Genomic DNA, 23,756 nt, shown 5'->3' with positions numbered 1-23,756 from the left:
TTAATTTCGGTTTTTATAGGTCAATCATTATGCCAATGGAAACAAACTGACACAGTGTCATATAAAGTAGGCAGTCGTAATATGTAATATGTCATTTGCTATCTATATCAAATCTACAACAACCAAAATAACAACAGTGCTTAGTCTTTAATGACAAGACGGTATGTTCTAATAACTCAATAATCTATTAATGAACCAAAACTTTCTATTTTGACTGTTTATGAGAAACAAAAACACCATATATTTGCTCAACTAAAACGATATAGTTGTATGGAATGTATTTCGGTATTCGATATGTTAAAGATTGGTGTAGGACCATCAAGTTCCCACACTTTGGGGCCTTGGCGTGCTGCCGAACTTTGGATCAAAGAGTTGAAAGCATCCCAAAAATTTGATAAGGCTGAAAACATTAGTGTGAATCTATATGGTTCATTATCACTTACAGGGAAAGGCCATGCTACCGATTATGCCGTAATGCTAGGATTGAGTGGTATGGATCCAGAAACCATGCCAACCGAAAACATTTCCCAAATCATTTCTGACATAAAAAATACCTGTACCATAAATTTTAATCAGGAACGTCAACTGGAATTCAACCCCCAAACACAAATTGTTTTTAATAAAAAATTCTTGCCTTTCCATGCTAATGGTATACGGTTTTCGGCCACTATTAATGGACGTAAATCCCATGCAACATATTATTCCATTGGAGGCGGTTTTGTAGTTCAGGAAGAACGAAAAACGGCAAAAGCCAACAAGATTATTTTTAATTGTACCTTCCCCTATCCCATTGCTACAGGCAATGACTTGTTAAAGTATTGTAATCAGTTGAACAAATCGGTTTCCAAAGTGGTTTTGGAAAATGAAAAATCCATTCGTTCCGAACAGAATATTGATTTTGAACTCAACCGTATATGGAATACCATGCTGGAAAGTATGTATTTGGGGTGTCATACCGAAGGGATACTTCCAGGAGGTTTAAACGTAAAACGTCGCGCCAATAATATCCACAATAATTTAATTGGTGATACCACCTACAACAACCCCGTAGAATGGATTTACGCCATAAGAAACACGGAGGTTAAATTTAGGCAAATTATAAAGTGGGTAAGCTGTTTTGCTTTGGCAGTAAATGAAGTGAATGCTTCTCTTGGCCGTGTGGTTACTGCCCCTACCAATGGTAGTGCTGGTGTTATTCCAGCTGTTTTGATGTACTACTTGGTGATTGAAAACCACGACGGCAATTTCCAGGACATCAAGCAGTTTTTATTAGTGGCCGGCGAAATTGGTAGCATCTTTAAAAAAGGCGCGACCATTAGTGCTGCTATGGGTGGCTGTCAGGCAGAAATTGGTGTATCATCCGCTATGGCTGCCGGCGCACTTTGCGAATTATTGGGAGGCTCGCCCGAGCAGGTTTTAATGGCAGCCGAAATTGCTATGGAACATCATTTGGGATTAACCTGCGATCCTATTGGTGGACTCGTACAAGTACCCTGTATAGAACGTAATGCCATGGGAGCTATAAAGGCCATTAATGCGGCCGAATTGGCTTTGGACTCAGACCCTGAAAGTGCCAAAGTACCGTTGGATAAGGTGGTCGCTACAATGTGGGAAACCGCCAAGGACATGAACACCAAATACAAAGAAACGAGCGAAGGTGGTCTTGCCGTGGGCGTGCATTTAACAGATTGCTAATTTTTACATTGCATTAAAGAACATGGGCTACTCTCTTTTCATTATTGACCCAATCCCTCTGTAAATAGTATCAATTTAATGAACATCAATTTGATGTTGTATAACAGATTGACTACCTTAGAGAACATCAAAAAAACAACCATGAAAATTGGAATTGTAGGCGGCTCAATTGCTGGATGCTCAGCAGCTATTCTGTTGCTTAATGAAGGCCATGAAGTTACCGTTTTTGAACGATCCAGCAAAACTCTTGTAGGGAGAGGTGGTGGCATTGGCACTACATCTTCTTTGATGGAACAAATAAAGACTGACGGATTGATCAAAGATGACTTTGCCCTTTTCCAGATCAATAAAATGCCACTTGTAGGCAAAGCGCCTTCCCATGAACCCTATGGAAAAACGGCTTGGGCCATACCAATGAACTTTAATGTTTTTCAGTGGAATGAGCTTTGGAAAAATCTACGGAGCAATGTTCCAAGCAAACATTATCATTCTGGTGTAAAAATTGTCGATGCCAAATCTTTGCCACATGGCCAAGTAGAGTTAACGACAAGTTTAGGTGACACAGAACATTTTGACTTGGTTTTGTTTGCTGATGGTTATCAATCTTTAGGGCGCAAACTAATGTTTCCTGAAAAAAAATTAAAGTATCGCGGCTATATTCTTTGGAGAGGCCTTTTAAAGGAATCTGAAATGGATGGAGATTGCCTATTGAAAGATGAAATCCTGCGGTTGTCCTATACTGGTGAACCGGGCCATAATGTGGTTTATTTTATTCCAGGTCAAAACGGATCGGTAAAAAAAGGACAACGTATGTTTAATTGGGCAGCCTATATTGCTATTCCTGAAGCGGAGTTAGATAATGTTATGACCGACAAAACAGGTCGTTTAAGAAATGGCACATTACCACCTGGAAACTTAAGCGAAGCTAATGAGTCTATGTTAAAACGGTTTCTTTCACAACATATACCTGCCTACTATGCCAAGGTAGTAAACAAAACCAATGATAGCTATATACAAGTTATCTACACGCTGGATCTCGATAGCTATTATAAAGATAACATGTGCCTTATTGGTGATGCCGGTATGGTAGTTCAGCCCTTTACAGGCTCTGGGGTGTTTAAGGGATATAACAATGCAAAAGATTTAATTGCCAACTTAAAAGAAACAGATACTATTATAGAGGCTCTTGAACGATGGAGCGACCAACAACTTAAAACCGGTAAAAAACTGTTAGCCTTAGGTGAACAAATGGAAAAAGCATTTATCTGGGAGCAGATAGACTTTGCTAAGGTAGGTAAAGACGAAACAAAAAAATGGTGGAAAGCATCTGTATCCTTTCCCGATAATTTTAATTATGAAAGGGGCTGAAAAAATTTTTAAATTACCCATGCTCCATTTGATTAGTTTAATTTTTTAAAAGCAAGGATTTGTTTCTGTAAGAAAAACAACTAACTTCGTTGGTTTGTGATGTAAATCATAAAAATCAATTTACATTATATAACAAATATAAACGGAATAGTGTTTATATCTTAGTTACCTGAAAGTTGAGAAAAATCGAAACTGACATAACACACAGAACAATAAAATTTGTGGAATTTGATACTGCAAAAAATTGGATTTCGGACTTTCCAACCGATAATTGGTGTCTGATTTTAATTGCGGATGAAAAGAAAACGAATTATTTTGACGAAATAATAAGAAAATCAATTGACCGAAATGTTGGTTACATATGCGGAGTTGGACAACAAGCCGATTTAATCCATAATATGGCTGACGAGGAAATTATATTTCGAGAAGTTGACATTGACGACCATTATTTGCCAAAACATCATATTATGACAGTTGGCGATGAGGATTTTAAAAACGGAATTTGGTTCAGTCTAAATTTGACCTTTAATTCCGAAACTGACATTAACGAAATTGTAATTGTTGACGTGACCAAAAAAGCATTTAACAAAACAACTGAATTGATTAAAAAATTGGAAAGCGGATATTTGCCAGCGTAAATCTATTTTTAACCTGTAGCTATATTTCAGGACGTGACACTATTTGGAATTTCAATTTTATGGAAAACAGTTTTAATGAATAAAAAGCACTTTACACAAGAAAGAATTGAGTTAAAACAAGTATTTTTAAAAATCACTCCTGCAAACAACCCTTACGTCGCCTAGTATCAATCAAATAAATAATTTTCCATTGGTCACCATCCTTAAATAGCTGAAAAGAATTCACCCCACAGTGGCTAAACTCCCCATTAAACCAAAACTCGTAAGGCGTCCAGGCATTGGCCATGTTGCCATCTACCTGTATGCTGTAATCCAATAGTCGCTCATCCCATTTTTGATCAGCCGGCCTATTGGAAATGGTTTCTAATAATTTCGAAATATCGCCGTCGTTTCTTAAGACATCTTTACCTTCCTTATTTCTAAATGCGGTTTGTAATAACACTTTATCCATCATAACCGATTTCATTAGTGTAGTATCCCCTTTATGAAAGCCTTCGAAAAAAGTGTCGACTGCTTTACGGATATCCAGGGTATCATCTCCTTGACCAAAAAGCGAGGTGGTAATTACCAATGTTAAATAAACTAATACTCTTTGCATTGTTTTAAGTTTCTGCCTAAAATAGTACAACAACTTTAACTACATAGCAGTTTAAAGAAAAGTTTAACAGTCTCTCCTTAATTTAGTACTTTTACACACTATCAAAAAACCAACTAAAATGTCTACAGCAAAAAAGGAATACAAACGCATTACGGTAAAAACATTAGTGGATATGAAGGCCAATGGCGAAAAAATATCCATGCTTACCGCTTACGATTATACCATGGCCAAAATTGTTGATGGTGCAGGGGTTGACGTTATTTTAGTCGGGGATTCGGCCAGTAATGTTATGGCGGGTCACGAAACCACTTTACCCATTACCTTAGACCAAATGATTTATCATGCATCCTCAGTAATCCGTGCCATAGACCGTGCCTTAATTGTTGTAGACTTACCATTTGGAAGCTACCAAAGTGATCCTAAAGAAGCCTTGCGTTCTGCTATTCGTATTATGAAAGAAAGTGGTGCCCATGCTGTTAAGTTAGAAGGCGGCAAGGAGGTGAAAGAGTCCATTAAACGCATCTTAAATGCAGGTATTCCCGTGATGGGGCATTTGGGATTGACACCGCAATCCATCTATAAATTTGGCACTTATACTGTTAGGGCCAAAGAAGAAGAGGAGGCCGAAAGGTTAAAGGAAGAAGCCATATTATTAGAAAAAACAGGTTGTTTTGCGATCGTTCTTGAAAAAATACCTGCTAAATTGGCTAAGGAAGTGGCCGAAAGTGTGTCCATTCCCATTATTGGTATTGGTGCAGGTAATGGTGTAGATGGACAAGTCTTGGTATTACATGACATGCTGGGGATGACCCACGAGTTTCACCCCCGTTTTTTACGTCGCTATATGAACCTGTATGAGGACATGACCAAAGCCATGCAACAATATGTAGCCGATGTAAAAAGTATGAACTTTCCCGGTGATAATGAGCAATATTAGACTATTCGATTAGGTTAAATTATCTAAAATTTTTATGTAAATGTTAGCTGGCTAACATTTTAAGTAAGCCACATACTATAGTTTTGGTTTTTATTAATCCTAAAACTATACATCATGAAAAAACTATTTTCATTTCTCTTACTATGTGGCACGTTAATTTTTGCCACATCTTGCTCTAATGAAGGCACTGAAACCCCTCAAGAATCTAAAGCTAATAATTTAGAACTTATTCAGTTTCTAGCTCAAGTGTCGTCAAATACTGGTAATACTGCCAAAAGCGGCAATGCAAAATCTAAAGGTTCACCGCGTGACCAACCTCCTATTTGGGCAGACTGTATTGTATATTCTGGCTTGGTTGTTCCTGCCACATTTAAACCCAGTAGTGGTAACTTTGACGAGCTATATATAATGCCTGAAGCAATGTTTTATGATGGACTTCCTTTAATTTCGGACTCCAAACCAGGAGATCAAGATTACAACGGTGGCCGTTGGCATTTAAATATTCTAAAAACAGGTGTTGATGCTAGTAAATATAATGAAGCTTGCAATGTTGAAGCCTTAGATATCAATGATTTTGAATCTACCGACATGTATTTTGAATGCCCAATGCGCCCTAGGCGATGAAAATATATGGTACTCTTTTTTAAAAATGGAAATGTAAAATACATTTCCATTTTTTATTTTACATCCTGTATTTTCACAATTAATAATTAAGTTTGTTTTTTTGTATTATATGAAAGTCCTATCCAATTCGCATAATCTACAAGTACTTTATGAGGACAACCACATCATTATTATTAATAAACGGGCAGGAGATATTGTTCAGGGTGATAAAACAGGTGACAGGCCTCTAAGCGATGTTGTTAAAGACTATATTAAAAATAAGTACAATAAATCTGGTAATGTGTATTTGGGTGTTGTACATCGCTTAGACCGACCTACTACTGGACTCGTTATTTTTGCTAAAACCAGTAAAGTACTTCCACGTTTAAATAAATTATTTCTTTCCAAAGACATCCATAAAACCTATTGGGCAGTTGTAAAAAACAAACCCCCAAAACCAAAAGACACATTAGTCAATTGGTTGAAAAAGAATCCGAAAAATAACAAGTCCACTGTACATAACTGTGAGGTAAAGGATAGCAAAAAAGGGGTTCTTCATTATAAAACCTTAAAACAATTAGATCATTACTTTTTGCTTGAAATTAAATTGGAAACGGGTAGACATCATCAAATTCGTTCACAACTATCCTATATTGGTTGCCCAATAAAAGGCGATTTAAAATATGGGTTCGACCGAAGTAATAAAAATGCTAGTATACATTTGCATGCCAAGCATATTGAATTTATACATCCTGTAAAGCAAACACCTATAAATATACTGGCACCATTACCAAAAGATCCCGTATGGGATGCATGCTTATAAATTTAATACCTTTATAAAAACAGTCTTAATGTCCATACCTGAAATAGTTTTATTACAAAAAACGTTTTTTAAATCACAAAAAACAAAGGATGTCAAACATCGTCTTAATCTTTTAAAAACACTTAAAAAAGAAATCCTTTTGAGGGAGCATGACATTTATAACGCCCTTCATAAAGACTTTAAGAAATCTTCATTTGAAGTTTATTTAAGTGAGTTAGGGTTAGTAATTTCAGAGTTAAACCTGGTCATTAAAAACTTAAAAAAGTGGTCTAAACCTAAACGGGTAAGTGCTTCATTATTAACCTTTCCTTCAAAAGATTATATTTACAAAGACCCATATGGAACGGTATTGGTTATTGCACCTTGGAACTATTCTTTTTTATTGGCTATGGAACCTCTTATTATGGCCATAGCTGCTGGTAATACAGTGGTTTTAAAACCCAGTGAACTTACAGAACATGTTTCAAAGATTATAACTGAAATTATTGAAACTGTTTTTACTAAGGAATTGGCAATTGCTATAGAAGGTGGTGTGGAAACTTCAACCGAATTGTTAAAGCAACATTGGGACTATATTTTCTTTACTGGAAGTACTAAGGTCGGTAAAATTGTAGCCAAAGCAGCTGCAAAACATTTAACTCCAGTTACTTTGGAACTAGGTGGAAAATCGCCATGCATCATTGACGGCACCATCAATTTACAATTAACAGCTAAACGGTTGGTTTGGGGAAAATTTCTTAATGGAGGGCAAACCTGCATCGCTCCAGATTATATAATTGTAAAATCGAACATAAAAACCCAATTTATTGACGCTTTAAAATTAGAGATTACTAAACAATATGGTAATGAGCCTAAAGATTCAGAAGACTTCCCTAGGATCATCAATGAAAGACATTTTTTACGATTAAAAAATCTTTTAACCCAATCCAATGTCATTTTTGGTGGCAACACGGACGAAAAAAATAACTACATTTCTCCAACACTAGTTGAAGAACCAAAGTTAGATAGCCCCTTAATGTCTGAAGAAATTTTTGGTCCTATTTTACCCATACTTACCTATGAAATTGAGAATGATATTGAAACTATAATTCATGGTTTGGAAAAACCTTTGTCCTTGTATATTTTTTCAAAAAACAAAAAATTCACAAAAGGGATTATTAAAAAATACAGCTTTGGAGGGGGAGTTATTAATGATGTGCTGACTCATTTCGGCAACTATAGGTTGCCCTTTGGAGGCATTGGAGTGAGTGGTATAGGTAAATACCATGGTAAACATGGTTATGATACATTCACGCATCAAAAATCAATTATGAAAAGAGGTACTTGGATAGACCCTCCTCTTCGCTATGCGCCTTATAAAAATAAGTTACGTATGTTAAAAACTGCATTTAAATATTTTGGGGTGTTTTAGATAATTGGTAGATCCATCTGGAGTATACTACATTATTTTATATTTAGTGATCACAAATTAAAAATTAATAGCCGTAGCGTGTTTTACTTCATTAATAACAAACATGCTATGGGTACTACCAATATGGTTAATCGAGGTTAATTTTTTTACCATAAACTCTCTAAAGGCCGCCATGTCTTTCACAATAACTTTTAATAGATAATCGTAATCACCGCTTACATGGTAACATTCCAACACCTCGTTTAAACCAGCAACTTCATTTTCAAATTTTATAACATAATCTTGGGCATGTTGCACCAATTTTACATGGCAAAAAACCACAAAAGCCTTATCAATTTTTTCTTTATTTATCTGTGCTACATATCCATTAATAACCCCTTCTCGTTCTAGTTTCCTAATACGTTCGTATACAGCGGTAACGGAAAGATTTAGTTTATTTGAAAGTTCTTTATTGGTCTGTTTACTATCGTTCTGTAAATATTCAAGCAATTTTTTGTCTATATCATCAAAAACCATGATTGAAAAATTTTCTTTAAATAAGTATCAAAACACTAATTTAATAATTTTTAATCTGTAAATAAACACCTATATAGATTTATTTTCTATTTTATACATACTTTATTGTTTTTTATTCTAATTATATTGAACTTTATAGTATCAAAAAACATAAAAATATGGCTTTCAAACCCGCTAACAACATTCAAGATTTACAATATTTCGGAGAATTTGGAGGTGTTAATCCTTCCATATCAGATTCCTCAACTTATACGTTTTTGTCTGCAAAGACGATGTTCGATACGTTTGAAGGTAATGCTGATGGATGCTATTTATATTCCCGTCACTCATCACCATCCAATTTATACTTAGGCGAAGCCTTGGCCGCCATGGAAGACACAGAAACTGCTAGTGTAACGGCTTCAGGAATGGGTGCCATTACTCCTGTTTTATTGCAATTATGCGGTTCCGGCGACCATATAGTTTCGAGCAGAACCATATACGGAGGAACTTATGCCTTCTTAAAAAATTTTACTCCTAGATTAAATATTGAAACCACATTTGTAGACATTACCAATTTAGAAAAAGTTGAGGCTTCCATTACAAAAAGCACTAAGGTTTTGTATTGTGAATCTGTTAGCAATCCGCTTTTGGAAGTCGCAGACATTAAAGGTTTAGCCAAAATTGCCAACAAATACAATATAAAATTGGTTGTGGACAATACATTTTCACCACTATCCATTTCACCTGCAAAATTAGGAGCAGACATTGTTTTGCATAGTTTAACTAAGTTCATAAACGGCTCTAGCGATACGGTTGGTGGTGTGGTTTGCGGTACTCAAGAATTTATAAACCAATTAAGAAATGTAAACGATGGCGCTTCAATGCTATTCGGCTCTACTATGGATAGCTTACGAGCCGCATCTATACTCAAGAATCTAAGAACACTCCATATTAGAATGCAACAACATAGCAGAAATGCATTGTTTTTAGCTGAAAAATTTGAATCCGATGGATTAAAAACAGTATACCCTGGATTACCATCCCACCCATCACACAACCTATTTAAAAGCATGATGAATGAACAATATGGCTTTGGAGGTATGTTAACTATTGATGTGGGGTCACTAGAAAAAGCCAATGAACTTATGGAGCTCATGCAAGACAGAAACTTAGGCTATCTGGCTGTAAGTTTAGGATTCTATAAAACACTTTTTAGTGCACCAGGAACATCAACTTCATCTGAAATACCTGAAGAGGAACAAAAGGCTATGGGATTAAGTGATGGACTCATACGTTTCTCAATAGGGTTGGATGCTGATATAGAGCGTACTTATAATATGATGCGGAACTGTATGGAAGAATTATATATTCTCAAACCTAAGGTCCAATATTCATATGTTAAAATTTAAAATAATTAATTAATAAATTAATTTCTTTTAAAACGTTTTCAAATAGATAGCATTACTTTTTTGGTTTTTTTAGTATCTCGTTAAAAAGGTTTCATTATCAGTTGGTTATTATCTCTATAGGATGTAGAACTCAAACTCAAACATTAGGATTAACAACATCTAAAAGTAGATACTCTAAATATTGAAATTCATTACTATTCATTTTATAAATACAAAAATAGCCCTTATTGAACCAAGCTATTTTTTTACGTTCTTTAAACTCTAAAGGTCTTAAAATCTCACTGCTTGAAATGTTTAACAAAGTTTAAAAACAGTTTATTAGTATCTAATAGGGAATAATTGGATACAAAATAAGCGTCTTGGGTTTTTGCAATACCATACCATGAAAGATTAGCAAAAATGGTCTGTTGAACCATTAAGAGTTCAAAAGCAATGTTACTTTCATTAAGGATCTTTTTTAAAACATAATCAATGCAAATCTCAATAAAAAGAGTGAAAAACAAATGCACATAACTCCTTGCATTTGCATAGCTTCAACTAAAATCGTAACATTACGAGATAAAAATAATTTCATGCAAGACGATAAAAACTCTTCTAAAATTAAAATAGACAATCAAAGCATTATTGAAAATAAAGAGCTAAACATTTGGGAGGCTTTAATTCCTGTAATTATCTTAATGGGTTTATTGTTCTACAACATTCAATTTGCAGATGGTGAAATGTTAGGCGAATATTCCAATCAGTTTATCTTACTCTTTGGTGGCTTAATTGCTGCTATTGTTGGTTTTTTTAATAAAGTATCTATTTCCAATATGTTAGACGAGATATGGGAAAACCTAAAAAGTGTTTTTGTGCCAGTACTTATTTTACTTTTAGTAGGAGCTCTAGCTGGCACGTGGCTTGTAAGCGGAGTTATACCCGCTATGGTATATTATGGTTTGGAAGTTTTACATCCCAGTATTTTTTTACCGGCATGTGTTGTTATTTGTGCTATAATATCCATAGCTACAGGAAGCTCCTGGACCACCTCTGCTACAGTGGGCATTGCTTTAATTGGAATTGGTACTGCTTTAGGTATTGACACAGGTATGATAGCCGGTGCGGTAGTATCTGGAGCCTATTTTGGTGATAAAATGTCTCCACTAAGCGATACTACAAACCTAGCTCCAGCTATAGCCGGCACCGATTTATTTACCCATATACGCTATATGACCATTACTACCGTACCAACCATATTGGTTACCTTGGTGGTTTTTTCTATAATAAGTACAACAGTAGACACTTCTGGAAGTACAAATATATCTGGTTTGTTACATTCTATAAGTCTTACATTTAACGTGTCTCCATGGTTGTTCTTGGTACCACTAGCTGTTATCGCTTTAATATTAATGAAAACCAAGCCTTTAATTGCCTTAAGCGTTGGTATTATTCTTGCAGCCATATTTGCATTTATCTTTCAACTTGAAGTGCTCAAAGAACTTAATAACTCAAGCCTTAACGCCATTTTTAATTCTATTTTATTCGATACAGAAATAGCAACCGACAATGAAAAACTAAACGAATTATTTACGGCAGGTGGCATGAGCGGTATGCTTTGGACGATTTATCTCATAATTAGTGCTATGGTTTTTGGAGGTGTTATGGATGGCATTGGTGCTTTAGCTAGAGTAACAAAAGCATTGCTATCGGTTGCGACTTCCGTTTTTGGATTATTCGCCAGTACGGTGATTAGTTGTTTAGGATTAAATACCATTGCTTCAGATCAATATCTGGCAATTGTTATTCCAGGAAAAATGTTTAAAAAAGCATTCGATGATAGAGGTTTAGCTCCAGAAAACCTTAGTAGAACCCTTGAAGATTCGGGTACCGTGACTTCTGTTCTTATTCCTTGGAATACCTGTGGCGCCTATCAATCTGGTGTTTTAGGGGTGGGAGTTGTAGACTATTTTGTCTATGCTATATTCAACTGGTTAAGTCCGTTTACTACCTTATTTTTTGCTGCTTTAAATATTAAAATCAAACAATTAAAGGGTGTATTAGCATAAACTATTACTCTATAAATTTTTAAAATAATTTAGTATTGCCTTTCGTATAGCATTACATATCTTTGCGGCTGTTTTAAAATTTCAACTTATAAAATTTAATTAAAATGGCAGTATTAGTAGGTAAAAAAGCACCTCGATTTAATGCACAAGCTGTGATAAACGGCGGCGAATTTGTTAACGATTTTTCATTAGATCAATTCATTGGAAAAAAATATGTTGTGTTATTCTTTTATCCAAAAGATTTCACTTTTGTATGCCCAACTGAATTACATGCTTTTCAAGAAAAATTAGCTGATTTCGAAGCTAGAAATGTAGCTGTAGTTGCTGTTTCAACAGATACAGAACAGTCACATTACGGTTGGTTGCAGATTGATAAGAACCATGGTGGCATTAAAGGCGTTAGCTATCCACTTGTTGCCGACACCAATAAAACCATTTCTGCCAACTATGATGTATTGGCTGGTGAAACGTATTATGACGAAAATGATATGCTTCAAGCAGAAGGTGAATTAATCGCTTACCGCGGTTTATTCCTAATAGACAAAGAAGGTATTGTACGTCACCAAGTTGTGAACGATTTACCTTTGGGAAGAAATGTAGATGAAGCTTTGCGTATGGTAGACGCACTACAGTTTGTCGAAGAAAATGGCGAAGTTTGCCCTGCAAACTGGAACAAAGGAAAAGTTGGTATGCAAGCCACGCATGAAGGCGTTGCTGAATTTTTAGAAAAGCACGTTAACTAGTGTTTTTTAGAAAAACAACCTAATAAAAAGCCTGTTGGTCACTGAGCGAAGTCGAAGTGCAACAGGCTTTTTTATTTAACAAAATTATAATCCCCTATTTTATATCAAAACGATCGAGATTCATAACTTTTGTCCAAGCGGCCACGAAATCATTAACAAATTTCTCATGACCGTCATCAGCTCCATAAACTTCAGCTACCGCTCTTAACTCTGTATTTGATCCAAATATCAAATCGGCCCTTGTTGCGGAGAATTTCATTGCTCCGGTTTTTCGATCCCTACCTATAAATTCCTTTTTTTCTGAAGTTGTAGGTTCCCATTTAATTGAAAAATCTAAAACATTAATAAAAAAATCGTTCGTTAGTCTACCCACATTATTAGTAAACACTCCAAAGCTAGAATCATCATAGTTAGCCCCTAGTACACGTAAACCACCAACCAAAACCGTCATTTCAGGAATAGTAAGTGTTAATAAATTAGCACGATCTACCAACAAATCTTCAGCATTTACTTTTAAACCAGATTTCATGTAGTTTCTAAAACCATCTGCTAAAGGTTCTAGATATCCAAACGATTCTAAATCGGTTTGTTCTTGAGTTGCATCTCCTCTACCTTGCGTAAAAGGAACAGAAATATGATATCCAACATTTTTAATCGCTTCTTCCACTCCAGCGACCCCTCCCAAAACTATTAAATCGGCCATAGAAACGGTTCCATTGAACTCCTTTTGAATACCTTCAAACACATTCAAGACTTTATTCAACTCTGTTGGATTATTGACTTCCCAACTTCTTTGGGGTTCTAAACGCAAACGTCCACCATTGGCACCACCACGCATATCTGACCCTCTAAACGTTGAGGCTGATGCCCAGGCTGTTTTAACCAATTCAGATACAGTAAGTCCAGAAGCTAGAATCATATCCTTAAGCGATTTTATATCGGCATCACTCAACACATAATCAACTTTAGGGACAGGATCTTGCCACAACAATTCTTCTTTTGGTACTTCAGGACCCAAATACCTGTCTATAGGTCCCATATCTCGATGGGTTAACTTATACCATGCACGAGCAAAAGCATCTTCGAAAGCTTTATGATCACTATAAAAACGCTTAGATATCTCTAAATAGGTTGGATCCATTTTAAGTGCCATATCTGCAGTAGACATCATTAAGGCTTGTTTTCCATTAGCATCACCGGCTTTAGGAGCCATGCGCGCATGGGACTCTGCGGTAGGTGTCCATTGATGTGCTCCTGCCGGACTTTTGGTAAGCTCCCAATCATAGTTCAACAAAACATCGAAATAATCATGGTCCCAACGCGTAGGATTTGGTGTCCAAGCTCCTTCCAATCCACTAGTAATAGCATCATCTAATACACCAGTACCGAAGGAATTCTTCCAACCTGTACTCATTTCCTCAATTGATGCGCCATGAGGCTCAGCAGAGACATATTTATCGGGATCGGCAGCGCCATGAGCCTTACCAAAGGTATGACCACCAGCTACCAGAGCTACAGTTTCCTCATCATTCATAGCCATACGACCAAAGGTAATTTTAATATCATGTGCAGACTTCAAGGGATCTGGATTTCCGTTAGGCCCCTCTGGGTTTACATAAATCAATCCCATATGTACCGCCCCAAGATGACCTTCTAAATCACCGTCACTTGTATCATAACGCTCATTATTACCTAACCATTGGTTTTCCGATCCCCAATAAATATCTTCTTCGGGCTGCCAAATATCTTCCCGTCCACCTGCAAATCCAAAGGTTTTGAATCCCATCGATTCCAAAGCGCAATTACCAGCCAAAATCATTAAATCTGCCCAAGATACATTTTTTCCATATTTCTTTTTTACAGGCCATAGCAACAAGCGTGCTTTATCCAAATTACCATTATCTGGCCAACTATTTAAAGGTGCAAAGCGTTGTGATCCAGAATTTGCACCACCACGACCATCACCAACACGGTAAGTTCCTGCACTGTGCCAAGCCATACGAATAAAAAACGGCCCATAATGTCCATAATCTGCTGGCCACCAGTCCTTAGAATCTGTCATTAAATTAAGAACATCTTGCTTTAATTCTTCAAAATTTACACTATTAAAAGCATCAGCATATTTAAAATCTTCACCCATAGGATTGGATTCTACCCCACTCTGTCTTAATATATTCAATTTTAACTCGTTAGGCCACCAATCCCTATTTCTTGTTCCACCTCCCGCTGTGCTTTTTTGCATGCCACTGGCGAATGGACATCTATTCGCTCCATTTGTGTGCTTTTTGTTTTCCATTTATTGAAGTTTTTATTAGATTGTGAATTTCTTAAAATTAACAAATATTACTCAAAGAGTTTTTAAAACATATTTTTATAAATTATGATAAAATTGATAAAACTTATTAGATGTAAAATTTTCAAAATAATTATCAAAAATAACCTGCTTTAAACGGTTAATATTATTATTTTTAAATTCAAATAAAAATCAAATACCATGGCAACATTATCGCTAAAAGGAAAGACCATCCATTCAAAAGGAGAACTCCCTAAAATTGGCACTCAAGCACCTGATTTTGAATTGGCAGCTGCCGATTTATCAGATAAAACCTTAAATGACTATAAAGGCTTTAGGGTTATAATGAACATTTTTCATAGTATAGATACAGGTACTTGTGCTGCATCTGTAAGGCAATTTAACAAAGAAGCAAGCAAACTAAACAACACAAAAATATTATGTATTTCAAAAGATTTACCTTTTGCCATGGCAAGATTTTGTGGTGCTGAGGGTATTGACAATGTGGAAACATTATCTGATTTCAGAAACGGCAATTTTGGAGAATCCTATAATTTAACTTATGTGGACGGCCCCATAAGAGGTCTCTTGGCTAGGTCTATAATTATTCTTGATGAAAATGGAAAAATTTTGCATACGGAGCAAGTACAAGAGGTTGTTGAAGAGCCAAACTACAAAGCTGCTTTAGCTGCATTACAGGCTTAACAGGTATAATGTTTAGTAAAGAGTCCTTATTAACTAATCGGTTAAAAAGTATCAAGTACGCTATAAAAGGTGCCTTATTACTTCTTAAAAACGAACTTAGCATTAAAATACAGTTTTGTATAGCCCTATTGGTTATAATCGCAGGGTTCGTTTTTAATATTTCTACTACCGAATGGATTATTCAGCTTCTGGCTATTGGAATTGTAATGAGTATCGAAGGTCTTAATACAGCTATTGAAGAAATTGCAAATTTTATACATCCAGAGTACCATAATAAAATAGGATATATTAAAGATATTGCTGCAGGAGCAGTATTTATCGCTGCTGCTTTTGCCTCAGTTATTGGTTTAATTATTTACCTGCCAAAGATTTTTTAATCCAGATTATTAATACTATTGCCTTAGGATAAACGTTAGTTATTTGTATTTTTGTTGCAATTTAAAAGCATTCGTTTTTAACACAATTTTGAATTGACCCATTAATGGCCAAGAAAAAAAACAAAACAAAAAAAACACCAAGAAAAAAATTAAGACTACCAAGTTTTAAGCTTTCTAATCAGCAAAAACTAATCTTTGGTAGTTTTTTGGTCCTTTTTGGCATCTTGCTGTTTATTGCCTTTGTATCTTTTTTCTTTACCGGCAAAACCGACCAAAGCTCTGTTGCAGAATTTATGTCTCGCAATGTTAAAGCAGAAAATTGGCTAAGCAAAACTGGGGCTTGGTTAAGTGATTTATTTATACACCGTGGATTTGGAATTGCCTCCTTTATTTTTTCTGGACTCATATTTCTTTCTGGGATATTCGTTTTAATGAATATCAAAAAGACAAAATTAAGGAAACACTGGTTTTGGGGTACGTTAATAGCCATTTGGCTTTCGGTATTATTGGGTTTTTTTAATCATATAAATGATATTCTTGGTGGCACCATAGGTTTTGAGATCAATTCCTTTTTACAGGACTATATTGGCAAAATTGGGGTTGTTTTATTGCTTTTATTTGGATTGATCAGTTATTTGGCAATTCGGTTTAAAGTTACCTTTGAAAGCTTCATTAAGCTATTCAAATCGGCTAAAAAAAATATATCAGAAGAATTTGCACAAGCCAACAAAGATACTTACGTTCCTATTGACAATAATCTATCTGATGAAGCCGAAGCCATAAAATCAGCTTTTGAATTGAATTTGGACGATAATACACCTTCAAACAAAAAGGAACATATACCCCTCACACCATTAGAATTAAGTGCCTCAAAGGATGAAAATAATGGTACTGAGCTAGAGATAACTGTTGAAGATATAAAAGAAGAGAGTTCTGAAACTGACAATCTAGCGAATAAATTGGTAGAAGATTTTGGTCTTTATGACCCTACATTAGAATTAGGGAATTACCAATTTCCACCATTGGATTTATTAAAAAAATACGATACTGAAGGTATAAAAATAAATCAGGAAGAGCTCGAAGAAAACAAAAATAAAATTGTTGAGACCTTAAACAACTATAAAATTGGTATTGCCAGTATAAAAGCCACCATCGGACCAACAGTTACTTTATATGAGATTGTTCCAGAAGCAGGTATAAGAATTTCCAAAATTAAAAATTTGGAAGACGACATCGCCCTTTCACTATCGGCCTTGGGTATTCGTATTATTGCCCCTATTCCAGGAAAAGGAACCATAGGCATTGAAGTTCCCAATAAAAATGCCACTGTGGTTTCCATGCGATCGGTTATAGCATCTAAGAAATTCCAAAACTCTGAAATGCAATTGCCTATAGCCTTGGGAAAAACCATTAGCAACGAAACACTTGTAGTTGATTTGGCAAAAATGCCACACTTACTCATGGCAGGTGCTACAGGACAAGGAAAGTCGGTTGGTTTAAACGCCGTGTTAACTTCCTTGCTCTATAAAAAGCATCCTGCCGAAGTAAAATTTATTTTGGTAGACCCTAAAAAGGTGGAGCTTACGCTATTCAACAAAATAGAACGTCATTATTTAGCAAAACTCCCAGATAGTGAAGAAGCTATCATTACAGATAATACTAAAGTAATCAATACATTGAATTCGTTATGTATTGAAATGGATAACCGCTACGAACTGCTTAAAAATGCTATGTGTAGGAATATAGCAGAATATAATTCCAAGTTCAAGGCAAGAAAACTTAACCCAAATGAAGGGCATCAGTTTCTGCCCTACATTGTTTTGGTTGTAGATGAGTTTGCCGATTTAATCATGACAGCAGGAAAAGAGGTAGAAACGCCTATTGCCCGCTTGGCTCAACTAGCCCGTGCCATTGGGATACATTTAATTATTGCTACACAACGTCCATCAGTAAATGTAATTACGGGTATTATTAAGGCTAATTTTCCCGCCCGCATTGCATTTAGGGTAACTTCAAAAATTGACTCCAGAACCATATTGGATGGCTCTGGCGCCGACCAACTTATTGGTCGCGGTGATATGCTATACACGCAAGGCAATGATTTGATTCGAGTGCAATGTGCCTTTGTAGACACGCCTGAAATTGAACGTCTTACCGATTATATTGGTGCCCAAAAAGCTTATCCTGAAGCCTATCAATTACCTGAATATATTGGTGAAGAAAGTGGCACAAGTCTTGATATAGATATATCTGAAAGAGATGCTCTGTTTAAAGAAGCTGCAGTAGTTATTGTTACCGCACAACAAGGTTCGGCTTCTTTATTGCAACGAAAATTAAAACTAGGCTACAACCGAGCCGGCAGACTTATAGATCAACTAGAGGCGGCTGGTATTGTTGGCCCCTTTGAGGGCAGTAAAGCAAGACAAGTTCTTATTACAGACTTAGCAGCCCTTGATAATCATTTAGAAAATGAATCTTAAAAAAATGAAAAGAATATTAACATTATTGATTTTAACAATAACTTTTTGTGGTTTTTCTCAACCTAAAAATGAGGCAAAACTTTTACTTAAAGAAGTTTCAGAGAAAGTAAAAAGCTACGATAATATTTCTATAGACTTTAAATATGTTCTTGAAAACATATCGGAAAACGTGAGACAGGAAACTCGTGGCGACGTGGTGATGCAAGGCGAAAAATATATTCTAAACATATTGGGCATAACCCACATTTATGATGGCAATAGTACTTATAACATTAGTCCTGAAGATGAAGAAGTGACTGTTTCATCATCAAAAAGTGATGATGATGACAGCATTACGCCAAGTAAAATGCTTTCTTTTTATGAAGATGGTTATACTTATGATCTTGATATTGTTCAGAATGTAAAAGGGCGAAAAATTCAATATGTGAAATTAATACCTATTGATTCGAATTCTGAAATAAAAAATATCCTGTTAGGAATTGATGCACAAACAAAGCATATATACAACCTAATACAAATAGGTAAAAACGGAACAAAAACCACACTCACTGTTAATTCTTTTAAAACAAACGAACCCATATCAAAATCCTTATTTACCTTTGACATTAGTAAATACAGTGATTATTACATTAACAACCTAGATTAGGGTTTATCTGTGAAAATATTAGACCGCTACATACTAACCTCCTATCTTAAGACTTTTATCAGTGTGTTTTTAATACTCATACTGATTTTTATTTTACAGACCATTTGGCTTTACATTAAAGAATTGGCCGGTAAGGATTTGGATATTATTGTGGTTGTTAAATTCATTTTTTATTTTTTACCAAAACTTATTCCATTAGTACTACCGTTAACCATTCTGTTATCATCCATAATGGTTTTTGGAAATTTTGCTGAAAACTATGAGTTTGCGGCTATGAAATCGACCGGTATTTCCCTTCAACGAGCTATGTCAGGGCTTAGTGTGTTTATTGTAATTCTTGGCTTTACAACATTTTTGTTTGCAAATAATGTTATACCGTGGGCAGAATTTAACTCCTACAATTTACGTAAGAATATAGCAAAACTACAACCCGCTATGCTTTTGGCTGAAGGGCAGTTTAATCCTGTTGGTGACTACAATATAAAATTTTCAAAAAAAACGGACGACAATCATCTTGAAGATGTTGTAATGCATATAAAAGGCAGTAACAAAAGGACATTGGCTACTAGGATAATAGCTAAGAATGGAAGGTTTATAGGGAATGAAAAATCTGAAATATTAAAACTTATCTTAACGGACGGCAATTATTATAATGATGTTGCAGTAAAACCATCTGAACGTAAAAAACATCCTTTTTCTAAGAGTACATTTGAAACTTATACCATAAATATAGACTTAACTGAGCTGAATGATGTTGACATGGAAGACAAATCCCTTTCAGACCGATATAACATGCTTAATTTAAACGGTTTGGACAAAGCCATGGATTCCCTATCTCTAAAACGCCAAACAGAACTAGATGATTTTTCCAAATCACTTCACCAGCGTTCAAGTATTCAAAATTTAAGCAATAAAAACACCATTAATGCTAATGAAAAAAAATCAGAAAATAATACACTATTAGATAGTTTGAATAATGCCTCTATTTTAGATCTGTTTGATACAAAAGCTAAAAACCAGATTGTTAATACGGCACTTAACTCAGTAAATAGTACAAAGCAGATTATAGCCTCAAAAAAAGTTTTTATAAAAAATGAAAATACCATTTATAAAAGACATATTGTCTCTTATCATGAAAAGCTGGCTTTAGGCTTTGCTTGTGTTATTTTGTTTTTTGTTGGTGCACCATTGGGTGCTTTAATACGTAAAGGTGGTATTGGATTACCTATGGTTATAGCTATTTTGCTGTTTTTAACCTATCATTTTATAGGTATTTTTGCAACTAACAGTGCTAAAAATGGAAACTTTAATCCAATTTTGGCAAGTTGGTTTTCAACATTTGTTATGTTGCCCTTGGGCGCTTATTTAACCAAACGCGCTACAGCCGACAAAGGGCTATTTGATATAGATAGTATTACTGAGCCACTAAAAAAAATATTTAAAATAAAAGAAAAAAACAGTGTTGATTATACGTTTTTAAATGCACACAAAACACACCAACTTATTCAAGTTATTAATGACTTCGAGCGTTTAGGGCATAATGAAAACACAAGACATGAAGCCATTAAAGTTTTACAAAGAAGAGGATTAACCATTCAGGATATTCGTGAACAAGGTGTAAGAATAGATAAAAATTTCGATACTTCATTAAATTACGTTAAAAACTATAGTGAATATTCAAAGTTTACGACTACACTTTACTGCATAGGGGTTGTTTTACTTGTTTTGTTTTTTGTATTTAGAAATAATAAATTACCCTCTTTAGCATCAGCCTCCATTCAATTAAGCATTATATCACTATTCCTTTATTTGGTATACTACATAAAATCTGCTTTAAATCTATTTATTTTTTATAAGCACATCAATAGAAAAGCTCCTAATATTGTATTGCTTACATTAGGAATTCCCCTATATATGTTCACTTTCCCTTTTATTAAAGTGAAGCTAAAAGAACACTTAAAATTAAATTGCCTAAATAGTTTAAAATAAGCAATATCTTTGCACCAAGATTTTTGAAGATACTATGTCCACAACAAATGCTACTACTTTTAAATTAAATGCTATACATGACGCCATTGACGATATTAGAAATGGTAAGGTAATTATTGTAGTTGATGATGAAAACAGGGAAAATGAAGGTGATTTTGTAGCTGCTGCTGATAAGGTAACACCACAAATGATAAACTTTATGGCTAAGCATGGTCGCGGTCTTATATGTGCACCGCTTACAGAAACACGCTGTAAAGAACTTGAACTAAACATGATGGTTCGTAACAATACCGACCCCATGGAAACGGCTTTTACAGTTTCGGTTGATTTAAGGGGCAATGGGGTAACTACCGGTATTTCTGCCAGTGACCGCGCTAAAACCATCAAAGCTCTAATTGACCCAGGCACCAAACCATTTGAATTGGCAAGACCAGGTCATGTATTTCCCTTAGTTGCCAAAGAAGGTGGTGTTTTAAGACGTACTGGTCATACAGAAGCAGCCATAGACTTTGCACGATTAGCAGGACTAAGACCTGCAGGTGTTATTGTTGAAATTATGAACGAGGATGGTTCTATGGCCCGATTGCCCGAGTTAATGGAAGTGGCCAAAAAACTAGATTTAAAAATTGTTTCCATCGAAGATTTAGTCGCCTATCGTATGCAACACGATTCTTTGATAGAGAAAAGAGAAGATTTTGAAATTGAAACCCGTTTTGGAAGTTTTAGGTTAAGAGCATACAAGCAAACTACTAATAATCAGGTTCATATTGCTTTAACAAAAGGTCGATGGAAAGATAACGAAAAAGTACTAACCAGAATAAACTCTACTTTGGTTAACAATGATATTTTAGGGACATTAACCAATAAAGTTGATGATCAGCTTAAGGACATGTTTAAGGTGATTAATGATGAAGGTAAAGGTGCCATTATTTTTATTAATCAGGAATCCCAGTCCATGAATATTTTAAAACGATTAGCCTACTTAAAGGAAAATCAACAACCAAATAAGGTTACCAAAGCACCGAGGGTTAATATGGATACCCGCGATTTTGGTATAGGCGCACAAATACTACATGATCTTAACATTCATAAGTTGCGTTTAATATCTAACACAGAACAAACCAAACGCGTAGGTTTGATTGGCTATGGCCTGGAAATTGTTGAGTATGTTCAGTATTAATTAATTATTAGTTAACTTATTGCTATTAGTTCCTAATATTAACAATTGATTTATTAATTACAGCTAACTTTAATAGCTTGTGCCATTTTTTTAGCTCTTAGCATTACTTCTTCTTCTGTCCAAGACAATTTGATTAAACAGGAAATGTTTCTGGCAATATAAGAGTTAGATTGTTCAAATGTTTTAGTCTTTAGATAACCTAGTCCATCTTTAACTTCTGTTGAAATTGGAAACAGGGATTTTAAATTCTTTAAATGATCCCATTTGCGTATGTAGTGCCAGTTGTTATTATAATAATGGAAACAACCGTCTATCCCAGCCGCTTTAAAAGCAAGCATAGCCTTATTGGCTATTTCTAAATTGGGCAAAAAGAAATTTAAAAAAGCATAACTCTCTTCACCTCCATTTGGTACAGTTCTAAAAGTAACTTCAGGAATTTGTGATAACACCTCCCTAATGATACTAAAATTTTTCTTTTGAATGGCCAAAAACTCTGGCAAACGCTTAACTTGAGCCAGTCCAACTGCAGCATGCAACTCTGAGATACGGAAATTATAACCTAAAAACGGGTGGGTTTCTGCTCCCCTGTCATTACCAATATGGTCATGTCCATGATCACTATAATGGTCTGCATTCACATAATATTCTTTATTATTAGTTATCACCGCCCCGCCTTCTCCACAAGTTATGGTTTTTACAAAATCAAACGAAAAGCATCCCAAATCCCCTATACTCCCCAAAGGCTTTCCTTTGTAGGTGCCACCAATGGCCTGACAAGCATCTTCTACCAATAAAAGATTATATTTATTGCAAATGGTTTGCAATTCATCCATACGTCCCATACTGCCACACATTTGAACGACCATAACCGCTTTGGTTTTTGGAGTAACTGCTGCTTCAACAGCTTTCGGATCCAAAGCTAAGGTGTCATCAATATCAACCAAAACGGGAATGGCACCCAACATCATGATGGCTTCAAAACTCGCTACAAAGGTAAAAGTTGGCATAATCACCTCATCGCCTGCGCCAACACCGGCTGATGCCAAAGCCACAGAAACAGCAGCTGTACCACTGGACACCAATTGTACATACTTTGTTTGGAAAATACATTGTAATTCCAATTCCAATTCCTTGGCCTTCCAATGACCTTTGCGCATTCCGTCGAATCCATAGCGCATCAGTACACCGTTATCCAACACATCGTTTACTTGTTTTCTTTCTAATTCTCCAAAGAGTTCAAATCCTGGCATATTCTATTTATTGTTTTATTAGGAACACTAGCTTGCGTTAGGCCTGCCTTCTGGCAGGCAAGGATTAT

Annotated in this window: 20 protein-coding genes; 16 read left to right on the top strand and 4 right to left on the bottom strand. The window is 35.4% G+C overall.

The window, feature by feature from the left end; translation table 11 throughout:
• Positions 1-270: 270 nt before the first annotated feature.
• The 3 genes from K7G79_RS00915 (at position 271) to K7G79_RS00905 (ending at position 3,701) form a co-directional block, all read left to right on the top strand.
• Positions 271-1,695: an L-serine ammonia-lyase gene (locus K7G79_RS00915; RefSeq protein ID WP_223548269.1), complete on the top strand. Its 1,425-nt coding sequence runs from the start codon at positions 271-273 to the stop codon at positions 1,693-1,695.
• A 141-nt stretch (positions 1,696-1,836) separates the two neighbouring features.
• Positions 1,837-3,063, top strand: coding sequence for an NAD(P)-binding protein (locus K7G79_RS00910; RefSeq protein ID WP_223548267.1), 1,227 nt, complete (start codon positions 1,837-1,839; stop codon positions 3,061-3,063).
• A 221-nt stretch (positions 3,064-3,284) separates the two neighbouring features.
• Positions 3,285-3,701 (top strand): hypothetical protein, encoded by a 417-nt coding sequence (locus tag K7G79_RS00905; RefSeq protein WP_223548266.1) that lies wholly within the window; start codon positions 3,285-3,287, stop codon positions 3,699-3,701.
• A 133-nt stretch (positions 3,702-3,834) separates the two neighbouring features.
• Here the strand turns inward: K7G79_RS00905 and K7G79_RS00900 are convergent, their stop codons facing one another.
• Positions 3,835-4,299: a nuclear transport factor 2 family protein gene (locus K7G79_RS00900; RefSeq protein WP_223548264.1), complete on the bottom strand. Its 465-nt coding sequence runs from the start codon at positions 4,297-4,299 to the stop codon at positions 3,835-3,837.
• A gap of 118 nt (positions 4,300-4,417) precedes the next feature.
• On the opposite strand from K7G79_RS00900, the gene panB reads away from it, so the two are divergent.
• From panB to K7G79_RS00880, 4 genes are all read left to right on the top strand, one after another.
• Positions 4,418-5,236, top strand: a complete 819-nt coding sequence (gene panB, locus K7G79_RS00895) for a 3-methyl-2-oxobutanoate hydroxymethyltransferase (RefSeq protein WP_223548263.1) — start codon at positions 4,418-4,420, stop codon at positions 5,234-5,236.
• Between the two features lie 114 nt (positions 5,237-5,350).
• Entirely contained in the window at positions 5,351-5,860 is a 510-nt protein-coding gene (locus tag K7G79_RS00890) for a hypothetical protein (RefSeq protein WP_223548261.1), read from the top strand.
• A 109-nt stretch (positions 5,861-5,969) separates the two neighbouring features.
• Entirely contained in the window at positions 5,970-6,662 is a 693-nt protein-coding gene (locus K7G79_RS00885; RefSeq protein ID WP_223548258.1) for an RluA family pseudouridine synthase, read from the top strand.
• A gap of 28 nt (positions 6,663-6,690) precedes the next feature.
• Positions 6,691-8,073, top strand: coding sequence for an aldehyde dehydrogenase (locus K7G79_RS00880; RefSeq protein ID WP_223548257.1), 1,383 nt, complete (start codon positions 6,691-6,693; stop codon positions 8,071-8,073).
• Positions 8,074-8,130: 57 nt separating this feature from the next.
• On the opposite strand, the gene K7G79_RS00875 is transcribed toward K7G79_RS00880, so the two are convergent.
• A complete protein-coding gene (locus K7G79_RS00875; RefSeq protein WP_223548255.1) occupies positions 8,131-8,589 on the bottom strand; it encodes an Lrp/AsnC family transcriptional regulator in 459 nt (152 codons plus the stop codon).
• A 158-nt stretch (positions 8,590-8,747) separates the two neighbouring features.
• Between K7G79_RS00875 and K7G79_RS00870 the strand changes: the two genes are divergently transcribed.
• From K7G79_RS00870 to K7G79_RS00860, 3 genes are all read left to right on the top strand, one after another.
• Positions 8,748-9,980: an aminotransferase class I/II-fold pyridoxal phosphate-dependent enzyme gene (locus K7G79_RS00870; protein WP_223548253.1), complete on the top strand. Its 1,233-nt coding sequence runs from the start codon at positions 8,748-8,750 to the stop codon at positions 9,978-9,980.
• A gap of 572 nt (positions 9,981-10,552) precedes the next feature.
• Positions 10,553-12,025: a Na+/H+ antiporter NhaC gene (gene nhaC / locus K7G79_RS00865; RefSeq protein WP_223548251.1), complete on the top strand. Its 1,473-nt coding sequence runs from the start codon at positions 10,553-10,555 to the stop codon at positions 12,023-12,025.
• A 104-nt stretch (positions 12,026-12,129) separates the two neighbouring features.
• Complete coding sequence (locus tag K7G79_RS00860) at positions 12,130-12,768, top strand: peroxiredoxin (protein ID WP_223548249.1); 639 nt, start codon at positions 12,130-12,132, stop codon at positions 12,766-12,768.
• Positions 12,769-12,862: 94 nt separating this feature from the next.
• On the opposite strand, the gene katG is transcribed toward K7G79_RS00860, so the two are convergent.
• Positions 12,863-15,064 (bottom strand): catalase/peroxidase HPI, encoded by a 2,202-nt coding sequence (gene katG / locus K7G79_RS00855; protein ID WP_223548247.1) that lies wholly within the window; start codon positions 15,062-15,064, stop codon positions 12,863-12,865.
• Positions 15,065-15,262: 198 nt separating this feature from the next.
• Here katG and tpx point away from each other — a divergent pair, with 198 nt between their 5' ends.
• The 6 genes from tpx (at position 15,263) to ribB (ending at position 22,438) form a co-directional block, all read left to right on the top strand.
• Positions 15,263-15,766 carry a thiol peroxidase gene (tpx, locus tag K7G79_RS00850; protein WP_223548245.1) on the top strand — a complete coding sequence of 168 codons (504 nt, stop codon included), beginning with the start codon at positions 15,263-15,265 and terminating at the stop codon, positions 15,764-15,766.
• A gap of 8 nt (positions 15,767-15,774) precedes the next feature.
• Positions 15,775-16,143, top strand: coding sequence for a diacylglycerol kinase (locus tag K7G79_RS00845; protein ID WP_223548243.1), 369 nt, complete (start codon positions 15,775-15,777; stop codon positions 16,141-16,143).
• A gap of 104 nt (positions 16,144-16,247) precedes the next feature.
• Positions 16,248-18,623, top strand: coding sequence for a DNA translocase FtsK (locus K7G79_RS00840; protein WP_223548242.1), 2,376 nt, complete (start codon positions 16,248-16,250; stop codon positions 18,621-18,623).
• Between the two features lie 4 nt (positions 18,624-18,627).
• The gene (locus K7G79_RS00835) at positions 18,628-19,269 is read left to right on the top strand and encodes an outer membrane lipoprotein carrier protein LolA (RefSeq protein WP_223548240.1); all 642 of its coding nucleotides are present in this window, start codon (positions 18,628-18,630) and stop codon (positions 19,267-19,269) included.
• 9 nt (positions 19,270-19,278) lie between these two features.
• Positions 19,279-21,258 (top strand): LptF/LptG family permease, encoded by a 1,980-nt coding sequence (locus tag K7G79_RS00830; protein WP_223548238.1) that lies wholly within the window; start codon positions 19,279-19,281, stop codon positions 21,256-21,258.
• 34 nt (positions 21,259-21,292) lie between these two features.
• Positions 21,293-22,438, top strand: a complete 1,146-nt coding sequence (gene ribB / locus K7G79_RS00825; RefSeq protein WP_223548237.1) for a 3,4-dihydroxy-2-butanone-4-phosphate synthase — start codon at positions 21,293-21,295, stop codon at positions 22,436-22,438.
• Positions 22,439-22,491: 53 nt separating this feature from the next.
• Here the strand turns inward: ribB and K7G79_RS00820 are convergent, their stop codons facing one another.
• Positions 22,492-23,688: a DegT/DnrJ/EryC1/StrS aminotransferase family protein gene (locus tag K7G79_RS00820; RefSeq protein ID WP_223548235.1), complete on the bottom strand. Its 1,197-nt coding sequence runs from the start codon at positions 23,686-23,688 to the stop codon at positions 22,492-22,494.
• Positions 23,689-23,756: the final 68 nt, after the last annotated feature.

It is taken from the genome of Aestuariivivens sp. NBU2969 (assembly GCF_019931125.1).
In the GTDB taxonomy this organism is placed as follows: domain Bacteria; phylum Bacteroidota; class Bacteroidia; order Flavobacteriales; family Flavobacteriaceae; genus Aestuariivivens; species Aestuariivivens marinum.
This window is presented reverse-complemented; position numbering and strand designations above follow the sequence as displayed.

Coding starts and splice junctions, on each gene's coding strand:
- K7G79_RS00915 (WP_223548269.1), top strand. CDS start 271: ATGGAATGTATTTCGGTATTCGATATGTTAAAGATTGGTGTAGGACCA.
- K7G79_RS00910 (WP_223548267.1), top strand. CDS start 1,837: ATGAAAATTGGAATTGTAGGCGGCTCAATTGCTGGATGCTCAGCAGCT.
- K7G79_RS00900 (WP_223548264.1), bottom strand. CDS start 4,299: ATGCAAAGAGTATTAGTTTATTTAACATTGGTAATTACCACCTCGCTT.
- panB (WP_223548263.1), top strand. CDS start 4,418: ATGTCTACAGCAAAAAAGGAATACAAACGCATTACGGTAAAAACATTA.
- K7G79_RS00890 (WP_223548261.1), top strand. CDS start 5,351: ATGAAAAAACTATTTTCATTTCTCTTACTATGTGGCACGTTAATTTTT.
- K7G79_RS00885 (WP_223548258.1), top strand. CDS start 5,970: ATGAAAGTCCTATCCAATTCGCATAATCTACAAGTACTTTATGAGGAC.
- K7G79_RS00880 (WP_223548257.1), top strand. CDS start 6,691: ATGTCCATACCTGAAATAGTTTTATTACAAAAAACGTTTTTTAAATCA.
- K7G79_RS00875 (WP_223548255.1), bottom strand. CDS start 8,589: ATGGTTTTTGATGATATAGACAAAAAATTGCTTGAATATTTACAGAAC.
- K7G79_RS00870 (WP_223548253.1), top strand. CDS start 8,748: ATGGCTTTCAAACCCGCTAACAACATTCAAGATTTACAATATTTCGGA.
- nhaC (WP_223548251.1), top strand. CDS start 10,553: ATGCAAGACGATAAAAACTCTTCTAAAATTAAAATAGACAATCAAAGC.
- K7G79_RS00860 (WP_223548249.1), top strand. CDS start 12,130: ATGGCAGTATTAGTAGGTAAAAAAGCACCTCGATTTAATGCACAAGCT.
- katG (WP_223548247.1), bottom strand. CDS start 15,064: ATGGAAAACAAAAAGCACACAAATGGAGCGAATAGATGTCCATTCGCC.
- tpx (WP_223548245.1), top strand. CDS start 15,263: ATGGCAACATTATCGCTAAAAGGAAAGACCATCCATTCAAAAGGAGAA.
- K7G79_RS00845 (WP_223548243.1), top strand. CDS start 15,775: ATGTTTAGTAAAGAGTCCTTATTAACTAATCGGTTAAAAAGTATCAAG.
- K7G79_RS00840 (WP_223548242.1), top strand. CDS start 16,248: ATGGCCAAGAAAAAAAACAAAACAAAAAAAACACCAAGAAAAAAATTA.
- K7G79_RS00835 (WP_223548240.1), top strand. CDS start 18,628: ATGAAAAGAATATTAACATTATTGATTTTAACAATAACTTTTTGTGGT.
- ribB (WP_223548237.1), top strand. CDS start 21,293: ATGTCCACAACAAATGCTACTACTTTTAAATTAAATGCTATACATGAC.
- K7G79_RS00820 (WP_223548235.1), bottom strand. CDS start 23,688: ATGCCAGGATTTGAACTCTTTGGAGAATTAGAAAGAAAACAAGTAAAC.